At 66.7% G+C, this 16,105-nt stretch carries 20 protein-coding genes and 1 pseudogene; 10 read left to right on the top strand and 11 right to left on the bottom strand.

Annotated elements, in window-relative coordinates; genetic code table 11:
* Window positions 1-201: pseudogene (locus E8A49_RS14935) on the bottom strand (hypothetical protein); the annotation flags it as partial.
* A gap of 606 nt (window positions 202-807) precedes the next feature.
* Here E8A49_RS14935 and E8A49_RS14940 point away from each other — a divergent pair.
* The 4 genes from E8A49_RS14940 to E8A49_RS14955 all read left to right on the top strand — a co-directional run bounded on the left by E8A49_RS14940 (window position 808) and on the right by E8A49_RS14955 (window position 4,501).
* Complete coding sequence (locus E8A49_RS14940) at window positions 808-1,080, top strand: glycosyltransferase (RefSeq protein WP_293382849.1); 273 nt, start codon at window positions 808-810, stop codon at window positions 1,078-1,080.
* 797 nt (window positions 1,081-1,877) lie between these two features.
* Window positions 1,878-2,159: a hypothetical protein gene (locus E8A49_RS14945; RefSeq protein ID WP_293382852.1), complete on the top strand. Its 282-nt coding sequence runs from the start codon at window positions 1,878-1,880 to the stop codon at window positions 2,157-2,159.
* Between the two features lie 403 nt (window positions 2,160-2,562).
* Window positions 2,563-3,495, top strand: a complete 933-nt coding sequence (locus E8A49_RS14950; protein WP_293382855.1) for an iron-containing redox enzyme family protein — start codon at window positions 2,563-2,565, stop codon at window positions 3,493-3,495.
* 739 nt (window positions 3,496-4,234) lie between these two features.
* Window positions 4,235-4,501, top strand: coding sequence for a hypothetical protein (locus E8A49_RS14955; RefSeq protein WP_293382858.1), 267 nt, complete (start codon window positions 4,235-4,237; stop codon window positions 4,499-4,501).
* A gap of 177 nt (window positions 4,502-4,678) precedes the next feature.
* On the opposite strand, the gene E8A49_RS14960 is transcribed toward E8A49_RS14955, so the two are convergent.
* Complete coding sequence (locus E8A49_RS14960; RefSeq protein ID WP_293382861.1) at window positions 4,679-4,894, bottom strand: hypothetical protein; 216 nt, start codon at window positions 4,892-4,894, stop codon at window positions 4,679-4,681.
* A 472-nt stretch (window positions 4,895-5,366) separates the two neighbouring features.
* Here E8A49_RS14960 and E8A49_RS14965 point away from each other — a divergent pair, with 472 nt between their 5' ends.
* Window positions 5,367-6,914 (top strand): hypothetical protein, encoded by a 1,548-nt coding sequence (locus E8A49_RS14965; protein WP_293382864.1) that lies wholly within the window; start codon window positions 5,367-5,369, stop codon window positions 6,912-6,914.
* 339 nt (window positions 6,915-7,253) lie between these two features.
* On the opposite strand, the gene E8A49_RS14970 is transcribed toward E8A49_RS14965, so the two are convergent.
* A complete protein-coding gene (locus tag E8A49_RS14970) occupies window positions 7,254-7,517 on the bottom strand; it encodes a DksA/TraR family C4-type zinc finger protein (RefSeq protein ID WP_293382867.1) in 264 nt (87 codons plus the stop codon).
* A 314-nt stretch (window positions 7,518-7,831) separates the two neighbouring features.
* The gene (locus E8A49_RS14975) at window positions 7,832-8,503 is read right to left on the bottom strand and encodes a hypothetical protein (RefSeq protein WP_293382870.1); all 672 of its coding nucleotides are present in this window, start codon (window positions 8,501-8,503) and stop codon (window positions 7,832-7,834) included.
* Window positions 8,504-8,710: 207 nt separating this feature from the next.
* Here E8A49_RS14975 and E8A49_RS14980 point away from each other — a divergent pair, with 207 nt between their 5' ends.
* Both E8A49_RS14980 and E8A49_RS14985 read left to right on the top strand, forming a co-directional pair.
* Window positions 8,711-9,040, top strand: a complete 330-nt coding sequence (locus tag E8A49_RS14980; protein WP_293382873.1) for a hypothetical protein — start codon at window positions 8,711-8,713, stop codon at window positions 9,038-9,040.
* A gap of 143 nt (window positions 9,041-9,183) precedes the next feature.
* A complete protein-coding gene (locus E8A49_RS14985; RefSeq protein ID WP_293382876.1) occupies window positions 9,184-9,378 on the top strand; it encodes a hypothetical protein in 195 nt (64 codons plus the stop codon).
* Window positions 9,379-9,407: 29 nt separating this feature from the next.
* Here the strand turns inward: E8A49_RS14985 and E8A49_RS14990 are convergent, their stop codons facing one another.
* Window positions 9,408-9,899 (bottom strand): DUF4142 domain-containing protein, encoded by a 492-nt coding sequence (locus tag E8A49_RS14990; protein ID WP_293382879.1) that lies wholly within the window; start codon window positions 9,897-9,899, stop codon window positions 9,408-9,410.
* Between the two features lie 387 nt (window positions 9,900-10,286).
* Between E8A49_RS14990 and E8A49_RS14995 the strand changes: the two genes are divergently transcribed.
* Both E8A49_RS14995 and E8A49_RS15000 read left to right on the top strand, forming a co-directional pair.
* Window positions 10,287-10,868, top strand: coding sequence for a YbhB/YbcL family Raf kinase inhibitor-like protein (locus tag E8A49_RS14995; protein ID WP_293382882.1), 582 nt, complete (start codon window positions 10,287-10,289; stop codon window positions 10,866-10,868).
* A complete protein-coding gene (locus E8A49_RS15000) occupies window positions 10,865-11,446 on the top strand; it encodes an NUDIX hydrolase (RefSeq protein WP_293382885.1) in 582 nt (193 codons plus the stop codon). The genes E8A49_RS14995 and E8A49_RS15000 overlap by 4 nt, the downstream gene beginning before the upstream one ends.
* Here E8A49_RS15000 and E8A49_RS15005 read toward each other — a convergent pair.
* The 6 genes from E8A49_RS15005 to E8A49_RS15030 are packed head-to-tail and all read right to left on the bottom strand — an operon-like array spanning window position 11,443 to window position 15,639.
* Window positions 11,443-12,171 (bottom strand): DUF72 domain-containing protein, encoded by a 729-nt coding sequence (locus E8A49_RS15005; RefSeq protein WP_293382888.1) that lies wholly within the window; start codon window positions 12,169-12,171, stop codon window positions 11,443-11,445. The two genes, E8A49_RS15000 and E8A49_RS15005, sit on opposite strands and share 4 nt — an antisense overlap.
* Before the next feature lie 10 nt (window positions 12,172-12,181).
* Window positions 12,182-12,649 (bottom strand): GFA family protein, encoded by a 468-nt coding sequence (locus tag E8A49_RS15010; protein WP_293382891.1) that lies wholly within the window; start codon window positions 12,647-12,649, stop codon window positions 12,182-12,184.
* On the bottom strand, window positions 12,649-12,972 hold the full coding sequence (locus tag E8A49_RS15015) for a plasmid stabilization protein (protein ID WP_293382894.1): 324 nt from the start codon (window positions 12,970-12,972) through the stop codon (window positions 12,649-12,651). The genes E8A49_RS15010 and E8A49_RS15015 overlap by 1 nt, the downstream gene beginning before the upstream one ends.
* 32 nt (window positions 12,973-13,004) lie before the next feature.
* A complete protein-coding gene (locus tag E8A49_RS15020; protein WP_293382897.1) occupies window positions 13,005-13,823 on the bottom strand; it encodes an SDR family NAD(P)-dependent oxidoreductase in 819 nt (272 codons plus the stop codon).
* 17 nt (window positions 13,824-13,840) lie between these two features.
* Window positions 13,841-15,013 (bottom strand): zinc-dependent alcohol dehydrogenase, encoded by a 1,173-nt coding sequence (locus E8A49_RS15025; RefSeq protein WP_293382900.1) that lies wholly within the window; start codon window positions 15,011-15,013, stop codon window positions 13,841-13,843.
* A 29-nt stretch (window positions 15,014-15,042) separates the two neighbouring features.
* Window positions 15,043-15,639 carry an SRPBCC family protein gene (locus E8A49_RS15030; RefSeq protein WP_293382903.1) on the bottom strand — a complete coding sequence of 199 codons (597 nt, stop codon included), beginning with the start codon at window positions 15,637-15,639 and terminating at the stop codon, window positions 15,043-15,045.
* 116 nt (window positions 15,640-15,755) lie between these two features.
* Between E8A49_RS15030 and E8A49_RS15035 the strand changes: the two genes are divergently transcribed.
* Window positions 15,756-16,040, top strand: coding sequence for a hypothetical protein (locus E8A49_RS15035; protein WP_293382906.1), 285 nt, complete (start codon window positions 15,756-15,758; stop codon window positions 16,038-16,040).
* The last annotated feature ends 65 nt before the right edge of the window (window positions 16,041-16,105 follow it).

Raw genomic sequence — 16,105 nt, forward strand, 5'->3', positions numbered from 1 at the left:
TGGACAGTCATCTCCAGCCCGCAGGAAATCTTCCGCGCGAGCTGCCTTGAACCAGTCCGGCGTCCGCCAGCGGCCCGGGATGTGTACCTCACCCCAGGCGGACAGCGCCTGGAGCACCAGCAGGAGATCGGCGCCGGCAGGCGTCAATCGATAGGCCTTTCGAACTTTGCCCACCCCGATACTGCGCAAGCCATTCAACATGGAGGATTTGGCGCACACGATTTCAGATGCGCTTGAGAGGGCCACTGGCGCCAACGAATAGCACCGTCGGCGATCAGCGCTTTGGCTAGACGTCCTCCTCTGGCTTCATCCTCCGGCAATGCCGCAGCGCCATAGTCTAAAGCACCATCGGCCTGATGGGGGTCAGTCGCAGTCCGCCGACCCTTTCCAGCTAAATGCGTTGTGAAAGTTCAGGCTAGGCGCAGGCCGGCGCTCCAATGGCATCGGGGCAGAACATGCCAATGTGCACCTTCTACTGCTGCACCCGCGAGGGGCGTCCAGCTCGTTCGAGGCCTACGATCTGCAGCACGACGCTGCGGCGTTCGCAAAGGCCGAGCTCCTCCTCGACCAGCATCCAACCTGGGACCACGTGGATGTCCGAGAGGGCGAGCGCTCCGTCGTGGCGCGGTTTCCCGCAGCACCGATCATTCAACTGGTCTGCGAGCCGCGATGTGGTGGTCTGATCCCCGGCTGGTCCATAAGCAGCTCCCTATCCCGGCGCGCCAGCAGCGCCGTGGCGAGGTCGTCGCGGAACCTTGTCCGCCCCTGCGGATTGCAAAGGGGGCGTGATTGGGGGGCGACTCGTTCGTGCGCGAGATTTCCTGCATTATTTGCGCCTATAACGAATGCGATCGGATCAAGGCCATCCTGCAGGCGGTCGATGCGCATCCAGCCCTAAAAGAAGTCATCGTCGTCAACGACGGCTCGACCGATGACACAGCCGGTCTTGTTCGCGCTTTTCCCGATGGCGGCCTTCGCATCGAACGGTGGGACGCGCTCCAGCGATCTGTAGATTGCGGCGGCATCAAGGCGGTCGCCTGCTGCATCGGGTTGCTTGCGGCGATGCTGGTCAGCGTATAGGGAAGGGTCGCCGCCACAAAGAACAGGAGGAGCGAGGGAAGATAAGGACTGAAGGTCGGTATAGACCCCGCCGATATTGCGATGGTGATCGCCATAAGCAGCATTTTGCTGTCGAATTCATTGGGGCCGACCAGCGAAACAGGCGCCCATCCCCACCCCACGCCCTCCGCCAAGCAGATCGCTGTGAATATCAGGGACCAGCGATGCAGCTTCCGACCCCGGGCCGGGGTCCGACGGTAGAGCGCCCCAAGCAGAACGTGGGCCACCGACCCCGCGGCGATATAGAGCGGCCCAGGTGGTTCCCCGTCGCCAGGGCAGGATGCCGAGGCGGATCAGCAGGGCCGCCAGGAGGCCGGCGCCCGCCGCGGCCGCGATCACGGCCGGCGCAACGTTCCTGAAGAGCGCCGCCACCTGTTCGACGTGAAGGTCGGCCGCGGCCTCCGCGTCCAGCGGCGGGCCGATGAGTTGTTGGATCCGCGGGTCGTTGCGAAGGCGTACCTCAAGGACGCTGAGATACCGGGACAGTCCCATCGGACAACCTTCTGAGGCGATGCGGCGACTTCGCGCCGATCCGGCCACGCTGGCCGCCGCGCTCAAATCACCGTTCGGCAAGTACGCCGGCATGTCAAAGCACGCGGCGCCGTCCTTGTCCTGCTCAACTCATCGACCTGGGCCAGGACCATCGAAGACGCCCCGCGCAGTCGGCATGTTGATGCGCGGAAGAGGACGGCGCGCGAAGTTGGCGCAACTCCCTGGGCGTGTGATCGTTTGGGGCGAACCTCGTTCGGAGATTGACCATGTTCAAATTCCTCGTTCCGGCGGCCGCCCTCGCCCTGATCGCGGCGCCGACGCTCGCCCAACCGCAGCCGTCGTCCGCCCCGCCCTCGCCCGACGAACAGGTGGGCATCCACGTCGGAGACAACGCCACCAATGGCTCGGCGGTGATCGTCAACGACCGCAATGGCGTCCATCCGGAAGGCTATACGGGGCAACCGACGCGCAACAACGCGACGTCTGGCGCCGTGCACCCGCGCCGCCACCACCACCGGCATCCCGTCGCGCCGCCGCCGCAGGGCTAGAACGACGCGCGAGGCGACGCGTCCCGGTAAAAGCCGGGCCTCAGATGGCCAGCGGGCGGCCGTGATTTGCTGACCACGCGAGCCGGCGCCGCCTCGGCTCGCCGGGTGTGGTTTGACTACAACCCGATCGGACCAGACCCCCGCCAGACCCCCGAGGCCCTGAGAGGACGCCAGGGCGGCCAAGCGGCTGTCCCGAAAAATAACTTAGGTTACAACGCCGAAAGGCGTCGCGGCACGGGTGCCCTTGGCGGGAACGGGGCCACCTGTAGCGGGTTAACGCAGCCGCGCTCGGCGACGAGACCCCGGCGACCCTGGTCGGATACCCGCAGGGGCGGTGGGGCTCGTCCGCTGTTGAGCCCGTCGGCGAGACGGATTCTCGCGAATGCGGTTCGGGAGAGACCAGATGATCGCGACTGAGCAGGCCGCTGCCGATCCATGGCAAACCAGCCTTGGTGAGGTGGATTGGTCCCGAACGCACGCGGAGCTCGCGCGCTGGAACCACGTCCGGCTGGCCCCAGCATCGCCAAGCGACGATTGGGAAGTGGCGCTGCATCAAGAGCTCCACATGCGACGCAGCGAGGGCCTCTGGATCGAGACGCTTCGCGGGCAGGTCGCCGCGCGCGCTGCGACCGCCCCTTGCGACGTCGAAGGTTTCGTTGGCTGGTTCGAGGCGCTCAAGCAGACGGGACCAGGTCAAGGCGACCCCCTGTTCGCCTGGCTCGCGAAGGACGCCGATCTGGCGGCCATGACGTGGTTTCTCACCCAAGAGGCCGCGGGCGAAGCGGGCTTTGAAGACCTGGTCGCGCTCAGCCAGGTCAAGGTTCCCGCAACGGCAAAGCTGGAGCTGGCGCGCAACTATTGGGACGAGATGGGTCGAGGCAACGCGGGCGGCATGCACGGCCCCATGCTGGAGCGCGCAACTGCGGCGCTCAATCTACGCCCCGCCATCGAGACGACCGTCTGGCCGTCCCTCGCACTCGCCAACACCCTGACCGCCCTCGCGACGACCCGGCGATACGCCTGGCACTCGATCGGGGCGCTCGGCGTCGTCGAGCTGACCGCGCCCAGTCGCGTGAGCCAGGTCGCGGCCGGCTTGAAGCGACTCGGCTTGCCGCCCGTGGTGCGGAAGTATTTCGAACTGCATGCGGTGCTGGACCTCAAACACTCCGACGACTGGATCGCCAATGTATTGCGGCCGCTTGTCGCCGAGGACCCGAGCCGCGCGCGCCACCTCGCGGAAGGGGCGCTGATCCGCCTGGCGTGCGGCGCCCGTTGCTTCGAGGCCTACCGCCGCCACCTCTGGACCCGTCCCGGAATGGCCATGGCCGCCGAATGAGCCTCGCGGAACCGATCTCACAGCCCCCGCCGCGGATCTTTGCGGCGGCGCCGAACGTCGAGCTTCTGAAGGAGCTCGCGCGGGTCCGTTCCCACGTTCTCAGGTGATGGCCTTGGGCGCCGCGACAAGACATCCGCGACACGGCCGGCGCAGGCCAAAGTTCGGCCTTGCAGTGCGGCTGCGGCGGCAGATAGTGGCGGGTCAAGGACAAGGTCTGCGAGCACAGCTGATGAACTCTCGTGGTCGCTGGAGTGGAGGAACCGTTCACGATGGGCGGCCGGAAAAGCCTTCCGAGGCCGGCCCACAACCTCGCGCCGCTGCACTGCCAGACCAAACAGGCTGCGGGGCGCTGCCCGCTCGCTAAGCTTGACAGTGGATCCCTTTGTCCGCGCGCGGCCCTATGCAGCGCTCGGACTGGGCGTGGCGGCGGGGCTATTCGCCGGACTGCGGGCCCCCTCACAAGGACCGAAGATCATCTACATCAGGCCGCCGAAGCCCTGAGCTCCGGCGCCCTTTGGGGCCCCGCGACGTGAGGGGCTGCGATCGGCCAAGGCCGCCGCCCGCAATCGCGAACGGCGGCCCACGGAGTCACCGCGGCGAGGTTGCGGACGGCGCCGTCTGCGTTCCCGCCGACCCGCCCACCGTCCCAGACACCGAGCTCGGCGTCGACGCCGACTTCTTGTGCTTCTTTGCCTTGGTGGCGCCGGCGGCGTCCGTCCCGACGCCAGCGCTAGCGGAAGTGGCCCTGGGACTGGAGGACATCGATGTTGAGGGAGATTCGCCCGACCGGGCTGTGGAGCCGGACGGCATCGTTCCAGGCGTCTGGCCTGCACCGGTCGCCGTTGCGCCAACGCCTGGCGCGCTTCCGGGCGAGGCGGCGCCGGGCTGTCCAGTCGCTGCGGACGCCGAGCCCGCGGCGGTTTGCGCCATCGCCGGAATTGCGATGACGCTGGCCAAGGTTATTCCCAAAATCAAAGTGTTACGCATGTCGCTCTCCTATGTGTGAGGGCGGCAACGCGCTACTGACAGTCTGGCCTCATATTAATGAGAAAAAACTTTGGAAGCCCTTGGGGTCGGGGTTTTCGTCCGCCGGAGGCGCATCGGCTGGGTGGCCATAGCCCCGGCGGCGACGCGGCGGCTTGGTGCTGATCCACGCCTTCAGCAGCCGGACCTGCGACGCACCTCAACGCAGGTCGAGTCCGACCGCCGCCTCGTCCAATATGACAGGTATATCTAGGAAGGACCTGACACGGCCATCCGAGGCGATAAATCCTTCCTGCTCGCCGACCTCTGAGATGATTTGGTCCCAGGAGCGCGGCGACATGCGGATCTGCGTGGCGGCGCGGCCCTTGATCCGGCGCCGCACAAGCCGGTCGATCAGCTCACCCATAAGGCTCATCAGCCAACTCCTCCTAGCGGGGCGCTCGCGTCAAGGGCGGCAACGCGCTTCGTCTCTGCCGTTGGCATGGCTGCGATTTCGCCGCCGCCGCGCCCGGGTCGCCTGAGGTGGCGCCCGCGCCCGCGCCCGTCGGCGGCACGTCGGCTGCGGTCGGCGTCCGGTCGTCTGGCCTGGGGTCCCGCTCTGTACGCCCTGCTTCTGACTCGGCTCGACGCCGGTGGGACGGCCTCCGACCGTGCTCGTCGGGACCGGTGGTCCAGGGGTCGAAGTCGGCACATCTCGGTCTCCGGAAAGGAGTCGGCTTGGCAAATCGCACCGCCTGCAAGGGTTCCCATTGCTGCTGAAGTCGTCCGTGCGGAGTCGCGCAGGTGAGCTACAACGCCGGTTGCGCCGTTCGGCTTGAGCTATAGGCTTCAACCGCGCTCCGCCGTACGGGCGCAAAACTAGGCAGGCCTACAGCCCGGGAGCCGCCGTGACCCCACATCTGAGCCGCCGGCAATGGCTGGCGTTCGCCGCCGCCTCGGGTTTGGCCTGCGGACCCGCCAAGGCGCTGGCGGCCGAAGACCCCTATCCCACCATGCCGTCCAACGACGAAATCTATTCGTGGATCGTGCAGATGTGGAAATTCGGCGATGAGAGCCCCTATCGCTTCCGGATGCCGGGCACGGCCGCGGACCATGCCGCCGCCAACTTCATCGCCGACCGTTTCAGACAGTCGAAGCTGGAAAATGTGGTCATGGAGACCGCGCCCATCGAGGTCTTTTTCCCCAAGCTGTGGACGCTCAGCGTCAACGGACAGGCGATGGACTGTTCCTTCCTGCCCTACGCCAAGCCCACCGGACCGCAGGGGGTGACCGGCGAATTGGTCTATGTCGGCGACGGTCGGCCCGAGACGCTGAAAGGCAAGGGGATCGTGAGCCTGGCCGGCAAGATCGCCCTCGTCGACGCCGTCACCCCGAAGATCGGCTACGCCAACGAAAAACAGAAGGCGCTGTTCTACACCGACGCGGACAACAGCCTGACCAACGAGCCCTACACCGAGGGCTTCCCGATCCTGAATCAGGACGCGGCCCTGATCGCCTGTGCGCGGGCCGGCGCGGCGGGCTTCGTGATGATGCTGGGCTTTCGTCCGCGCGAGAACGGCGAGGAATACCACGGCGACAAGCGTTACAATCACCTGCTGACCAGCCTGACGGTCAGTCCGGCGGCCGGCGAAAAGCTGATGGCCGCCACCGTCGCAGGGGCCGCCCGAGCGACGCTTACCCTCACCGTGACCGACGACCAGCCGGCGGACGGCAGGGGCCACAGCTTCAACCTCTATGGCGAAGTCCCTGGGACGACGGACGAGACCCTGGTGATCATGAGCCACCACGACGGGGGCGCGACCAACGAGGGCTCCGGCGCTTCATGCGTCATGGCGCTCGCCGACTACTACGGACGCCTGCCGCACCGAAGCCGCCGCAAGACCCTACAGTTCTTCCTGATCAGCGCCCACTTCGGCCTCAAGGGCCATCTGCCGGAACATGCGCCCAAGCTCTGGGCCATGCGCGACCGCATCGGCTGCATCATGAACATGGAGATGATCGCGGCGCACTACCAACTCCGGAACGGCCAATATGTGCGCGACGGCTTGGTCTCGCCGCAGAACTGGCATGTCACCCGCGGAGAGCCGCTGCTGCTAGACATGGTGAAAAAGGCCGTGGTCGCTCAGAAGCTCGACCGGGTGATCGTCGGAACCGCGTTCGGCGGAGAAGGCGGACACATGACCCAGGAGCACATGGGTCCGGTGATCGAGCGCATCGGCTTCAACGCCCCAGAGTTCTCCAGGCTCGACACGCCGGAGACGGTGTTCAAGCCGGCGCTACGGCCCACCGCGCTCGCCTTCGTCGACATCTGCAGCCAGCTGGCCCCGATCCCGCTTGCGACTCTGCAGGCGCTCAGGCGAGAGGCCGGTCCGGAAGATTTCCCCGCCTACCGCAGCCAGATCGCACCAGGCTCAGGGCCAGGGCCATCTCACTAGCTGCGGCGAGTGCGGCGACGTCGCGAGGTCACTGGTCGCACCTATCCCGCGCATCGGTAGAGCCTAGCCGCAACGTCACGCCTACGCTTGGCCGAGATGACCGATCCGATGCGCCAACCAGCCGTATTAAAAGGCGCCCCCTCGGCGCCGCCGTCGCGGCTAGCACCACCATCCCCTCTCCAACACAAATTCGGCCCTCGCTTGCGGCGGCCTCAAGCCAGCGCCCATGGGGACGCTACCGGCGGGCCGGCCACGAGGACACCACCACCAGGCCTCCTGCGGCATGCGTCGTCGCTCGACGATGTGCTGCTCAATGAGCGGCGCGAAACCGCATCGCTGTCAGCGGAGCTGGCTGTCCTTACTGCCGCGCCGATTGATGCCGGCGACCGCGACGCGTCTGTCGCGGCCAGATTGGCAGTTCACGCACGTCGTCGCGCCCGGCAGGGCCAGCCGGCGGCGTTCGGGAATCTCGTCGCCGCATTCGATGCAGTTGAGGGTTCCTTCGCCCACCGGCAGCCGTGCCCGGGCGGTGAGAACGCCATCTATGACGGTGTCCTCAATCTGGTCCAGGACCGCGCCCTCGTGCGCCCAGCCGGTCGCCATGTCGTCTCCGATTGTTGCAGCTTATCAGCCAGGAGATGGGGTCTGCGGGCGAGACCCAAGCGCCGCCTTGGCTCGTTGAGGGTGCGGGCAGCTGCAGCGGGAGTGCGGTGCGAGCGCGCCCGAGGACATGACTATGGAGAAGCGCCTATCGGCGGCGTTCCGCCGGCCGTGGCCAGGGCGGCCGACCTTTGGTCGTGGGCGCAGGCGGCGCTCACTGAGGTGCCGATCCTGACCCGCTGCACGCGCGCCCGGCGCAGCCCCGCTCACTGGCAGATGTCGCTTCGATCCGAGCAAGTCAGCGCCCCCAACCAAAGCTAGATCGAAGCGCGCCGCACATCATGCGCCGAGGGGGCGACGCGCATCTCTTCACGACGCAGACCGCCGATCGCCGCCGCGACGGACGCAATGAAGGCCGACAAGATCAGGCCCATGGACGTGAAGAACGAGATTTGCGCCACGAGATGCTGGTGACGCTCCAAGCGTAGCTGAAGGGTGGCGGTGTCGTCGCTCGTGAGCACCGGGTTAGAGGCCAGAGGCGCCGGCGCCTCCGCTACAACCCTCGCAAGGTCCAGTCGAGCAAGCTGTGTCGCCGGCGCAAGCACGGTTGTGGCGATGACGACGCCTGCCACGGTGCTTGTCGCCCAAACCAGCAACCCATGCGCCGTGTCGCGGAAGTGAACCTCATGCCCATGGAGCTTCGTCCACCTCGTCCTGAGGCGTCCCGCAAGATAGCCTCCGAGCGCGGCTGATAGGACCTGGATCGCAATCATCCAGGCGCCCAGGATCGGCGTGAAGGTGTCGATGAGGCCCAAGGATCCTGGCCAGGGACCGGCCAGGTTCAGCCCAAAGCCCGCCGCCAACGCCATCAAGACCAGCGATAACGCCACGGCGGCGACCGAGCCAGCCACGATGGCCCCCCAGGAGACCGCGGACTGTGTTTCCAGAGCATCTGCGACTTCGATCGACGACGATAGGTCACTTTGCATGCGAGCCTCCCTGGGCCTCCATCCGCGATCGCTGGGGCGATGGACCTGCTGCTTGCCTTACCCAACGCCCGAGCTCCGGTGAAGGTCCTTGAAAGGGAAGGCAATTGGCTGGACGGTTGACTGCGGCCGATGCGTGATCGGACGCCGCCCGCGCGCCTCTATCGCAGACGCGGTTGAAGAGGTGGCGGCGCGCAGGCATCTGTTTAAATGCAGACGACGAGAATTCTGACGAACAAACGCAACATCCCGGCGCGCTACTGCAACGGCGACCTGGCCGACATCGGCACTCCGCCGGTGGACGCGCCGATGGACATCAGCGCCTGGTTTGAGGTCTATCTGGAGGCTGGTATACGTTCGGCGCATGCCATAACACGCCCCCGGATCGGCCGGGTGGTGATCGCGCGCGGGCGCGACGCGGCCCACGTGGCCATGACCCTTTCCTTTAGACCGTGTCGCCTGACCGGGTTCGCCGTCGTTTGTGACGACGCGACGGACGTGGACACCCTGCGGGCGCCGGGGTTGATCGCGGCGAAATAGCGCGACCGACCGCGCCCCGGACCAACAAGGCTCTGCAGCCCTGCGGATTGCGTTCGGCCGCGGCATGCCTGAAGACCGCTGTGGAGCCGGACCGTTGAGTCGGCGACCCAAGGCGCGCGGGAGACGTGTCAGGGAGGACGCCTGTGCCAGTCTACCACTTCCATGCGCTGACGGCCCCGGACCAGCCGCCCGAGACCGTGGTGCTGTTCAGCGACGCGGCCGCGGCGCGAGTGGCCCTGGGGGTGCGATTCCCCGGGGGCTGCGACGTCTGGCAAGGCAAGCGCTATGTCGGCCGCTTTCATCGCGGCGCGGGTAAGCCGCCGCCCGATGGAGGTTGACCCGGCAGCCGCGGCCCGTCGCGCCGAGGTTACTCGGCGCTTAGCTGCTCTGCGACGCTCAGATGCTTCTTGAGGTCAGGCAGGGTGTTTGTCGCCAGCTGGCCCGCCGGACCGCCGCGCTGCGCCTCATCGCTGAACTTCGCAATGTCGTTGCGGTGGTCGAGGATCATGTAGCGGAGGAACTCGCGATCGAACGGCCGCCCGGATGTTTCTTCGAGCTTGTCCCGTTCGCGCTCGGCGCCCATATCGGCTCGTTCCGCCGCATCCGCGCCGACCTCGTGGGCGACGGCCATGGCCTGTTCCCTGGCCCGGGCATGGTCCTCATAAAGCATCCGGCCGAAGTCCCGGACCTTGGGGTCGGTGGCGCGGTTCGCGGCGAGCTTGCCCAACATCATCTCGGCGTTGTCGCCGCGGATCGCGTCTTCGACGAAGCCGCGGGCGTCGCCATTGGACTGGGCGTGTACGCCTAGGGCAAAGCCCGAAACGGCAAGGGCGGCGAAAAGCATCAAGGGGGTGCGCATGGGAAATCTCCAAACTCTGGGAACGCAGAACTCCGTACCGAGGCAAAGGGTCCCAAATCTACGGTACGACGACGCCTTAAGCACCGCGTCCAACCCTCCTCTGCGCAAGAAAGCTCCCTTCGTTTACGGCCGGTAGCGATAAGGCCAACCTGTTCGATGACTTCGGAGATGAGCTGGGCGACATGCGAACGTGCGTGGACTCAAGGCTAGGGGGGCGCCGTCCCAGCTGACCGATCAGCTCACTCATCAGGTTCATCTCCTCAACGCCATGGCGGCTGCGGATTTTCGCTGTGGCTCAACTCAAGGCCGACCTCGGGAGTTAAAGCCTCAACCCACGCGGCTGACGCCTGTCGGCCATCCGCCTTTGCTCATGCCGGAGTGCGACAAATGCTTGAGAAGATTCCCGCAGGCGTTGGTCATGCGCTGCGTGGCGTGCGCGCCGGATTCGACAAAATCGTCAGCGAGGACGCAGCCCTGGCCAGCGTCGCCGACACGATCCGCGTCGATAGTCCGGCGTTCAAGGATGGCGGCTCCATCCCCGCGCGCTTCACGGCCGACGGGCCCGGTATTTCGCCGCCGCTCAGGATCAGCGAGGTGCCGGGCAGCGCGCTCGCGCTCGTCCTCATCGCGGAGGATCCGGACGCGCCGTCGGCGGAGCCGTTCGTGCACCTGCTCTCCTTCGATCTGCCGCCGCAAATCGGCGAGCTGACGGAAGGCCTGTTCCGCAGTCCTAAGCACGAAGGGCTGGAAGAGGATCTCGGCCGCAACTCCTTTCACAAGGCCGCTTACCTGCCGCCCGACCCGCCAAACGGGCACGGGCCGCATCTCTACGCCGTCCAAGTCTTCGCCCTGGACCGGCAGCTCAGCTTCGAACACCCGCCGTCGCGCAAGGCGGTGGTCGAGGCCATGCAAGGCCATGTGCTCGCCAAGGGCCTGCTGGTGGGGACCTACGAGCGGCCGGCGGCGTGACCGACGCCAAGCCGGTCATCCTCGGTCACTCCGCACTCCACAGGGGTTATCTTTCCGTCGATCGCGTGCGCTACAGGCTAGACGGCAAGGAGGTCTCTCGCGAGGTCGAGCGGCATGGCGACGCCGCCGTGGTCCTCCCCTACGACCCGGTGCGACGCTGTGCCCTGCTGGTCCGCCTGCCAAGGGCGCCGGTGCTGGTCGCAACCGGTCAGTCGGATTTAGTCGAGGCTTGCGCAGGCATGATCGGTCATGATGAGAACTCCGCCGACGCGGCGCGCCGCGAAGCGCGGGAAGAACTTGGCCTGACGCTCGTCGATCTCGAGCAGGTTGGACGGGTATGGTCCAGCCCAGGTGTTTCCACCGAGCGGCTGACGCTGTTCCTGGCGGCCTATAGCGCGGCGGACCGCAAGGGCGAAGGCGGCGCCGATGGCGAAGACGAAGCGATCACGGTGCTCGAGCGGCCCCTGGCGGCGCTGGCCGATGAGGCCGATTGTGGAGAGATCGTCGACGCCAAGCTCCTTCTGCTGCTGCAGATGCTGCGGCTGCGCCAACCGGCGCTCTTCGGTCCTGCAGCCTAGAGAGCGAGCCGCGCGCACAGCCGCGCGGCGTCGCCGGGGGCAGCGGCTTCGATGTCGTTGTCGAAGTAGGCGTAGACATCGCGGCTGTCCGCCGACCATCCGCGGATATGCTCGGCCCAGAGATCGAGCGCCGCGTCAGGATAGCTGCCGAAATACCGACCGCTTGGGCCATGGCCCCGGAGGTATAGGAAGTCGGCGGTCGCGAGCCAGGGCGCGGGGCCGTCCGCGTGATCCGACAGGCAAAGCGCGACGCCGTGGTCGGCGAGGGTCGTGAACGTCTTCTCAGCGTACCAGCTCCGGTGACGGAACTCGACGGTGTGACGACCCGCGGGGAGCCGAGCCAGAAAATTCTCCAGCCGGGGTAGGTCGAGATGCAGGCTCGGCGGCAACTGGAACAGAGTCGGCCCGCGCTTGAGACCCAACTCCACCATCGGCGCGAAGGTGCGGGCGAGCGGCGCCTCTGGGTCGCGCAGCTTCTTGGCCTGGGTGATGAAGCGAGACGCCTTCCAGGCGAAGACGAAATCCGGCGGCGTCGCTTCGCGCCAAGCTGCGACCGCAGCCGGCGACGGGACGCGATAGAAGCTGGCGTTTATCTCCGCGGTGGGAAACCGTCCGGCGTAGTGGCTGAGCCAATCCTTCTGGCGCAAGGCCTGCGGATAGAACGGCCCGCGCCAAGACTTGTAGCTCCAGCCAGATGTGCCGATCCGGATGCGCCCGTCGGTCATCCTCCGATCCCTACAGGGAGGCGCCGTCCACGGCGCGCTCCGACCCGTCTTCCAGACCCGGCGTGCGCGGGCGGAATTTCGCACGCCGCGGAAGCCGGTCGGCCACTTCGAACCAGGAGATCCGGCTGCGGGTCCAGATGTGGAATTCCGGTGGGGCCGCCGTGGGATCGTCAAGCGAGGCCACGGTGACGTCGAGGGTCTCCGGTGGATGGTCGGCGCGCATGGCGAGCGGCGAGCCACAGTCCGCACAGAACCATCGCTCGCCGAAGTCCGACGAGCGGTGACGCTTCGGCTGCCCCCGGATCGGCACATAGTCCGCTAAGGGCGCGGTCGCGAACACCAATGCCGGGGCGCCGGCTGTCCGCTGACACATCCGGCAAAGGCAGTAGCCCGCCTCGAACGGCGCCGACGCCAGACGGTAACGCACCGCGCCGCAGAGACAGCCGCCCGTCAGGCACGGCGTGTCAGCCGTGACCATCAGCTTTCAGCGTGATGATGGTCGACGTTGCGTTTGCGCGTGGCGGCGGCCTTCTTCGCCGAGGCCGAGCGTTCGGCGGCGCTGCGGCCGGCCGAGGCCTTCCCGCCGGCCGTCCCGCCCTTGTGCGCGGCGGGATGGCCCGTCGACTTGCCACGGCCAGAGCCGCCGACCTTCTTGCCGCCGCCGTCGTCCTTGTTGACGGTCGCCCAGGCGCGCCGCTCGGCTTCCTTCTCGCCGACGCCTTTCTGCTCATAACCTTCCGCAATATGGTCGGCCTTGCGCTCTTGCTTGTCCGTGTACTTCGACTTATCGCCCTGGGGCATAGGATCGCTCCTTACGGGTTCGGGTTTAGGAGTTAGCCGAGCGGCTTCTGATAGGTCTGAACCTCGACCTTGCCGCTCCCCGGCTCGGCCATGCCGCGGTGCATCTGAGCGAGCTGGCTTTGGGGCGTCACGGCGGCGACGGCCGCCTGTATTTTGTTCTTCAGGCCGTGCACCACGTCGCCTTCGCCCTTCATCATGGCGTCGAAGCCGGTCTTGGCGACGTCGGCGGGGTCGTCCTTCTTGCCCTGGCCGACCTTGGTGTCGTCCATATCGGCACGATGGAAGAAGTCGGTGTCGGTGGCGCCCGGCATCAGGCAGGAGACCGTGACGCCGGTGTCCTTCAGCTCGTTGCGAAGCGCCCAGGCGAAGCTGTCCACGAAGGCCTTGGTGCCGTTGTAGACCGCCTGGAAGCTGCCCGGTATCAGCCCGGCGATCGAGCCCGTCAGGAGGATGCGGCCGCGGTCGCACTCGCGCATGTCGCGGCCGATCTTGTGGATCAGGTAGATCGTGCCGGTGATGTTGGTGTTCACCACCCCCATGATGTCGTCGAAGCTCTCGTCCAGGAAGGCGTGGCCGAGGCCGTGGCCGGCGTTGGCCAGCAGGCAGTCAACCGGCCGGCCGCCGATCAGGCCGTAGAGCTGGTCGACGCCTTCCGGGGTGGAGAGGTCGACCTGGAGGTGGTCCACCTTCGCGCCCATGCCCTGCAGAGCGCTGGCGGCTTCGGCGATTTCCGGGCGATCGGCGGCGATCACCAGGTCGAAGCCGTTCTCGACGCAGAGCTTGGCGAGTTCGTAGCCGATGCCGGACGAAGCGCCGGTGACGACGGCGAGGGGTTTCAGGTCTTGGGACATTACGCGGCTTCCTTCTGTCAGTCGGGTTTCAGGACGACCTTGGTCACCTCGTTCTGCTGCTCCTTGAACATCTTGTAGCCCTTGGGCGCGTCTTCAAGCGGCAGACGGTGGCTGATGATGTAGGTCGTGTCGATCTTGCCTTCCCCGATCATTTCGAGGAGTTGCGGCAGGTACTTCTGGACGTGGGTCTGACCGGTCTTCACCGACAGGCCCTTCTCCATCAGGGCGCCGATGGGGAACTTGTCGGCCATGCCGCCATAGACCCCGGGGATCGAGACCCGACCGCCCTTGCGGCAGGCCATGATCACCTCGCGCAGGACGTGGGTGCGGTCTGTGCCGAGCTTCACGGTGGTCTTCACGGCGTCGAGTATGTTGTCGATCGTGAAGCCGTGGCTCTCCATGCCGACGGCGTCGATCACCGCGTCCGGTCCGATGCCGCCGGTCATCTCGGTCAGCGCCTCGCGCACCTTCACGTCGTGGTAGTTGATGATCTCCGCGCCCATAGACTTGGCGAGTGCCAAGCGGTGCGAATGATGGTCGATGGCGATCACCCGATGCGCGCCCATGATCAGCGCACTCTGGATGGCGAACTGGCCGACCGGGCCGCAGCCCCAGACCGCGACGGTGTCGCCGGGTTCGATCTCGCAGTTCTCCGCAGCCATCCAGCCGGTGGGCAGGATGTCGGAGAGGAACAGGACCTTGTCGTCTTCCAGCCCGTACGGGATGACGATGGGGCCGACGTCGGAATAGGGGACACGGACGAACTCGGCCTGTCCGCCGGCGTAGCCGCCCGTCAGGTGCGAGTAGCCGAAGGCCCCGGTCATCGGGTAGCCGTAGAGCACCTCCGACATGTCGGCCTTCTCGGCCGGGTTGGAGTTGTCGCAGGCCGAGTACTGCTGGTGCTCGCAGAAGAAACACTGGCCGCAGGCGATCACGAAGGGGACCACCACGCGCTGGCCCTTCTCCAGGGTCGAGCCTGGTCCGGTCTCCACTACCTCGCCCATGAACTCGTGGCCTAAGATATCGCCGCGTTGCAGGGTCGGGATGTAGCTATCGTAGAGATGCAGGTCCGAGCCGCAGATGGCGGTCGAGGTGACCTTGATGATGGCGTCCCGCGGGTTGACGATCTGCGGGTCCGGGACCGTCTCCATCCGGACGTCGTGTTTGCCGTGCCAGGTGAGCGCGCGCATTTAAGGGTGTTCCTTCGAGAGCTGGAGGGTCAGGAGAAGCTGCCGCGCGGGCCCGCGTCGGGCGCGGCTGAGGTGGAGATCTCGCCGGTCTCCATCAGCTGCTTGAATCGGCGCAGGTCGCGGCGGGCCTGCACCTTCGGCTCCTTCTGGAAGAGCTTGGCGATCAGCTTGCCGATGTCGCCGCCCGGCGGGTCGTAGACGATGGTGGCGGTGACCAGGGTCCCGCGGCCGGGCGCGGCGTCGGAGAATTCGATCCGGCCGGTGTTCTTGATGTCGCCGCCCTGCAGCGACTCCCAGGCGATCAGGCTGTCTGGCTCGTCCTCGACGATCTGCGAATCCCATTCGACGGTGCGGCCGGCGGGGGCCTCTATCACCCAATGCGAGCGGCGATCGTCGCCGACCTCGACGCGCTCGATGTTTTCGAGGAACCGGGCGAGGTTCCGAAAGTCGCGCCAGAAGGCGTAGACCTCCGCGCGGGGTCGGTTGATGGTGACGCTGCGGCCGACCAGGGCGGCCTCATGCCAGCCGCGTTCCTCGGCGGCCTCCTTGCCAACATCGCGTTGATGGACGGCGGCGGAGAGCGGGGCGTCGCTCTCCAACGCGCGCTCGACGTGGTCCTTGGACATGATTGGATCTCCCTGTCGGCCCGCTAAGCGTAGGGCTGAGCCGGGAGTTCCGACGGCGGCGTTTCATTGGTCCAGGGTGTCGGTTACCCGACCATCTTTCGAAGCATTCCAAGGGCTTGCCGAAGGCAGGCGACGCGTGCCGGCCCGCGTCCGATATCGCCGAAATGGGCCTCCTCGACGTCGCTCCGCGCGCCTCGCCGTCTGGAGGCGAAGAACACCAGGCCCAGCTAACCCACCAGGCGCTGGGTGCGATCATGCGGGTCCGCAAGGCGGTCTACGCGGCCTCGCAGGGATTCCGGCGACCGAAGAATGGCTGCCCCTTCGCCCGTCCGTGCGGGCAGAGCCCGTTCGGCGAGCTGGCGCCGGACGTCGAGGTCTATTCCTATGCTTTCTCAACTTGAAATGCGGACTGGCGGCGCGCGCTAACCGTCCAGCAGGCGGCTAGGAAAAGGTGGCGGAGGCGGCG

Source organism: Phenylobacterium sp., from assembly GCF_004799515.1.
In the GTDB taxonomy this organism is placed as follows: Bacteria; Pseudomonadota; Alphaproteobacteria; order Caulobacterales; family Caulobacteraceae; genus Phenylobacterium.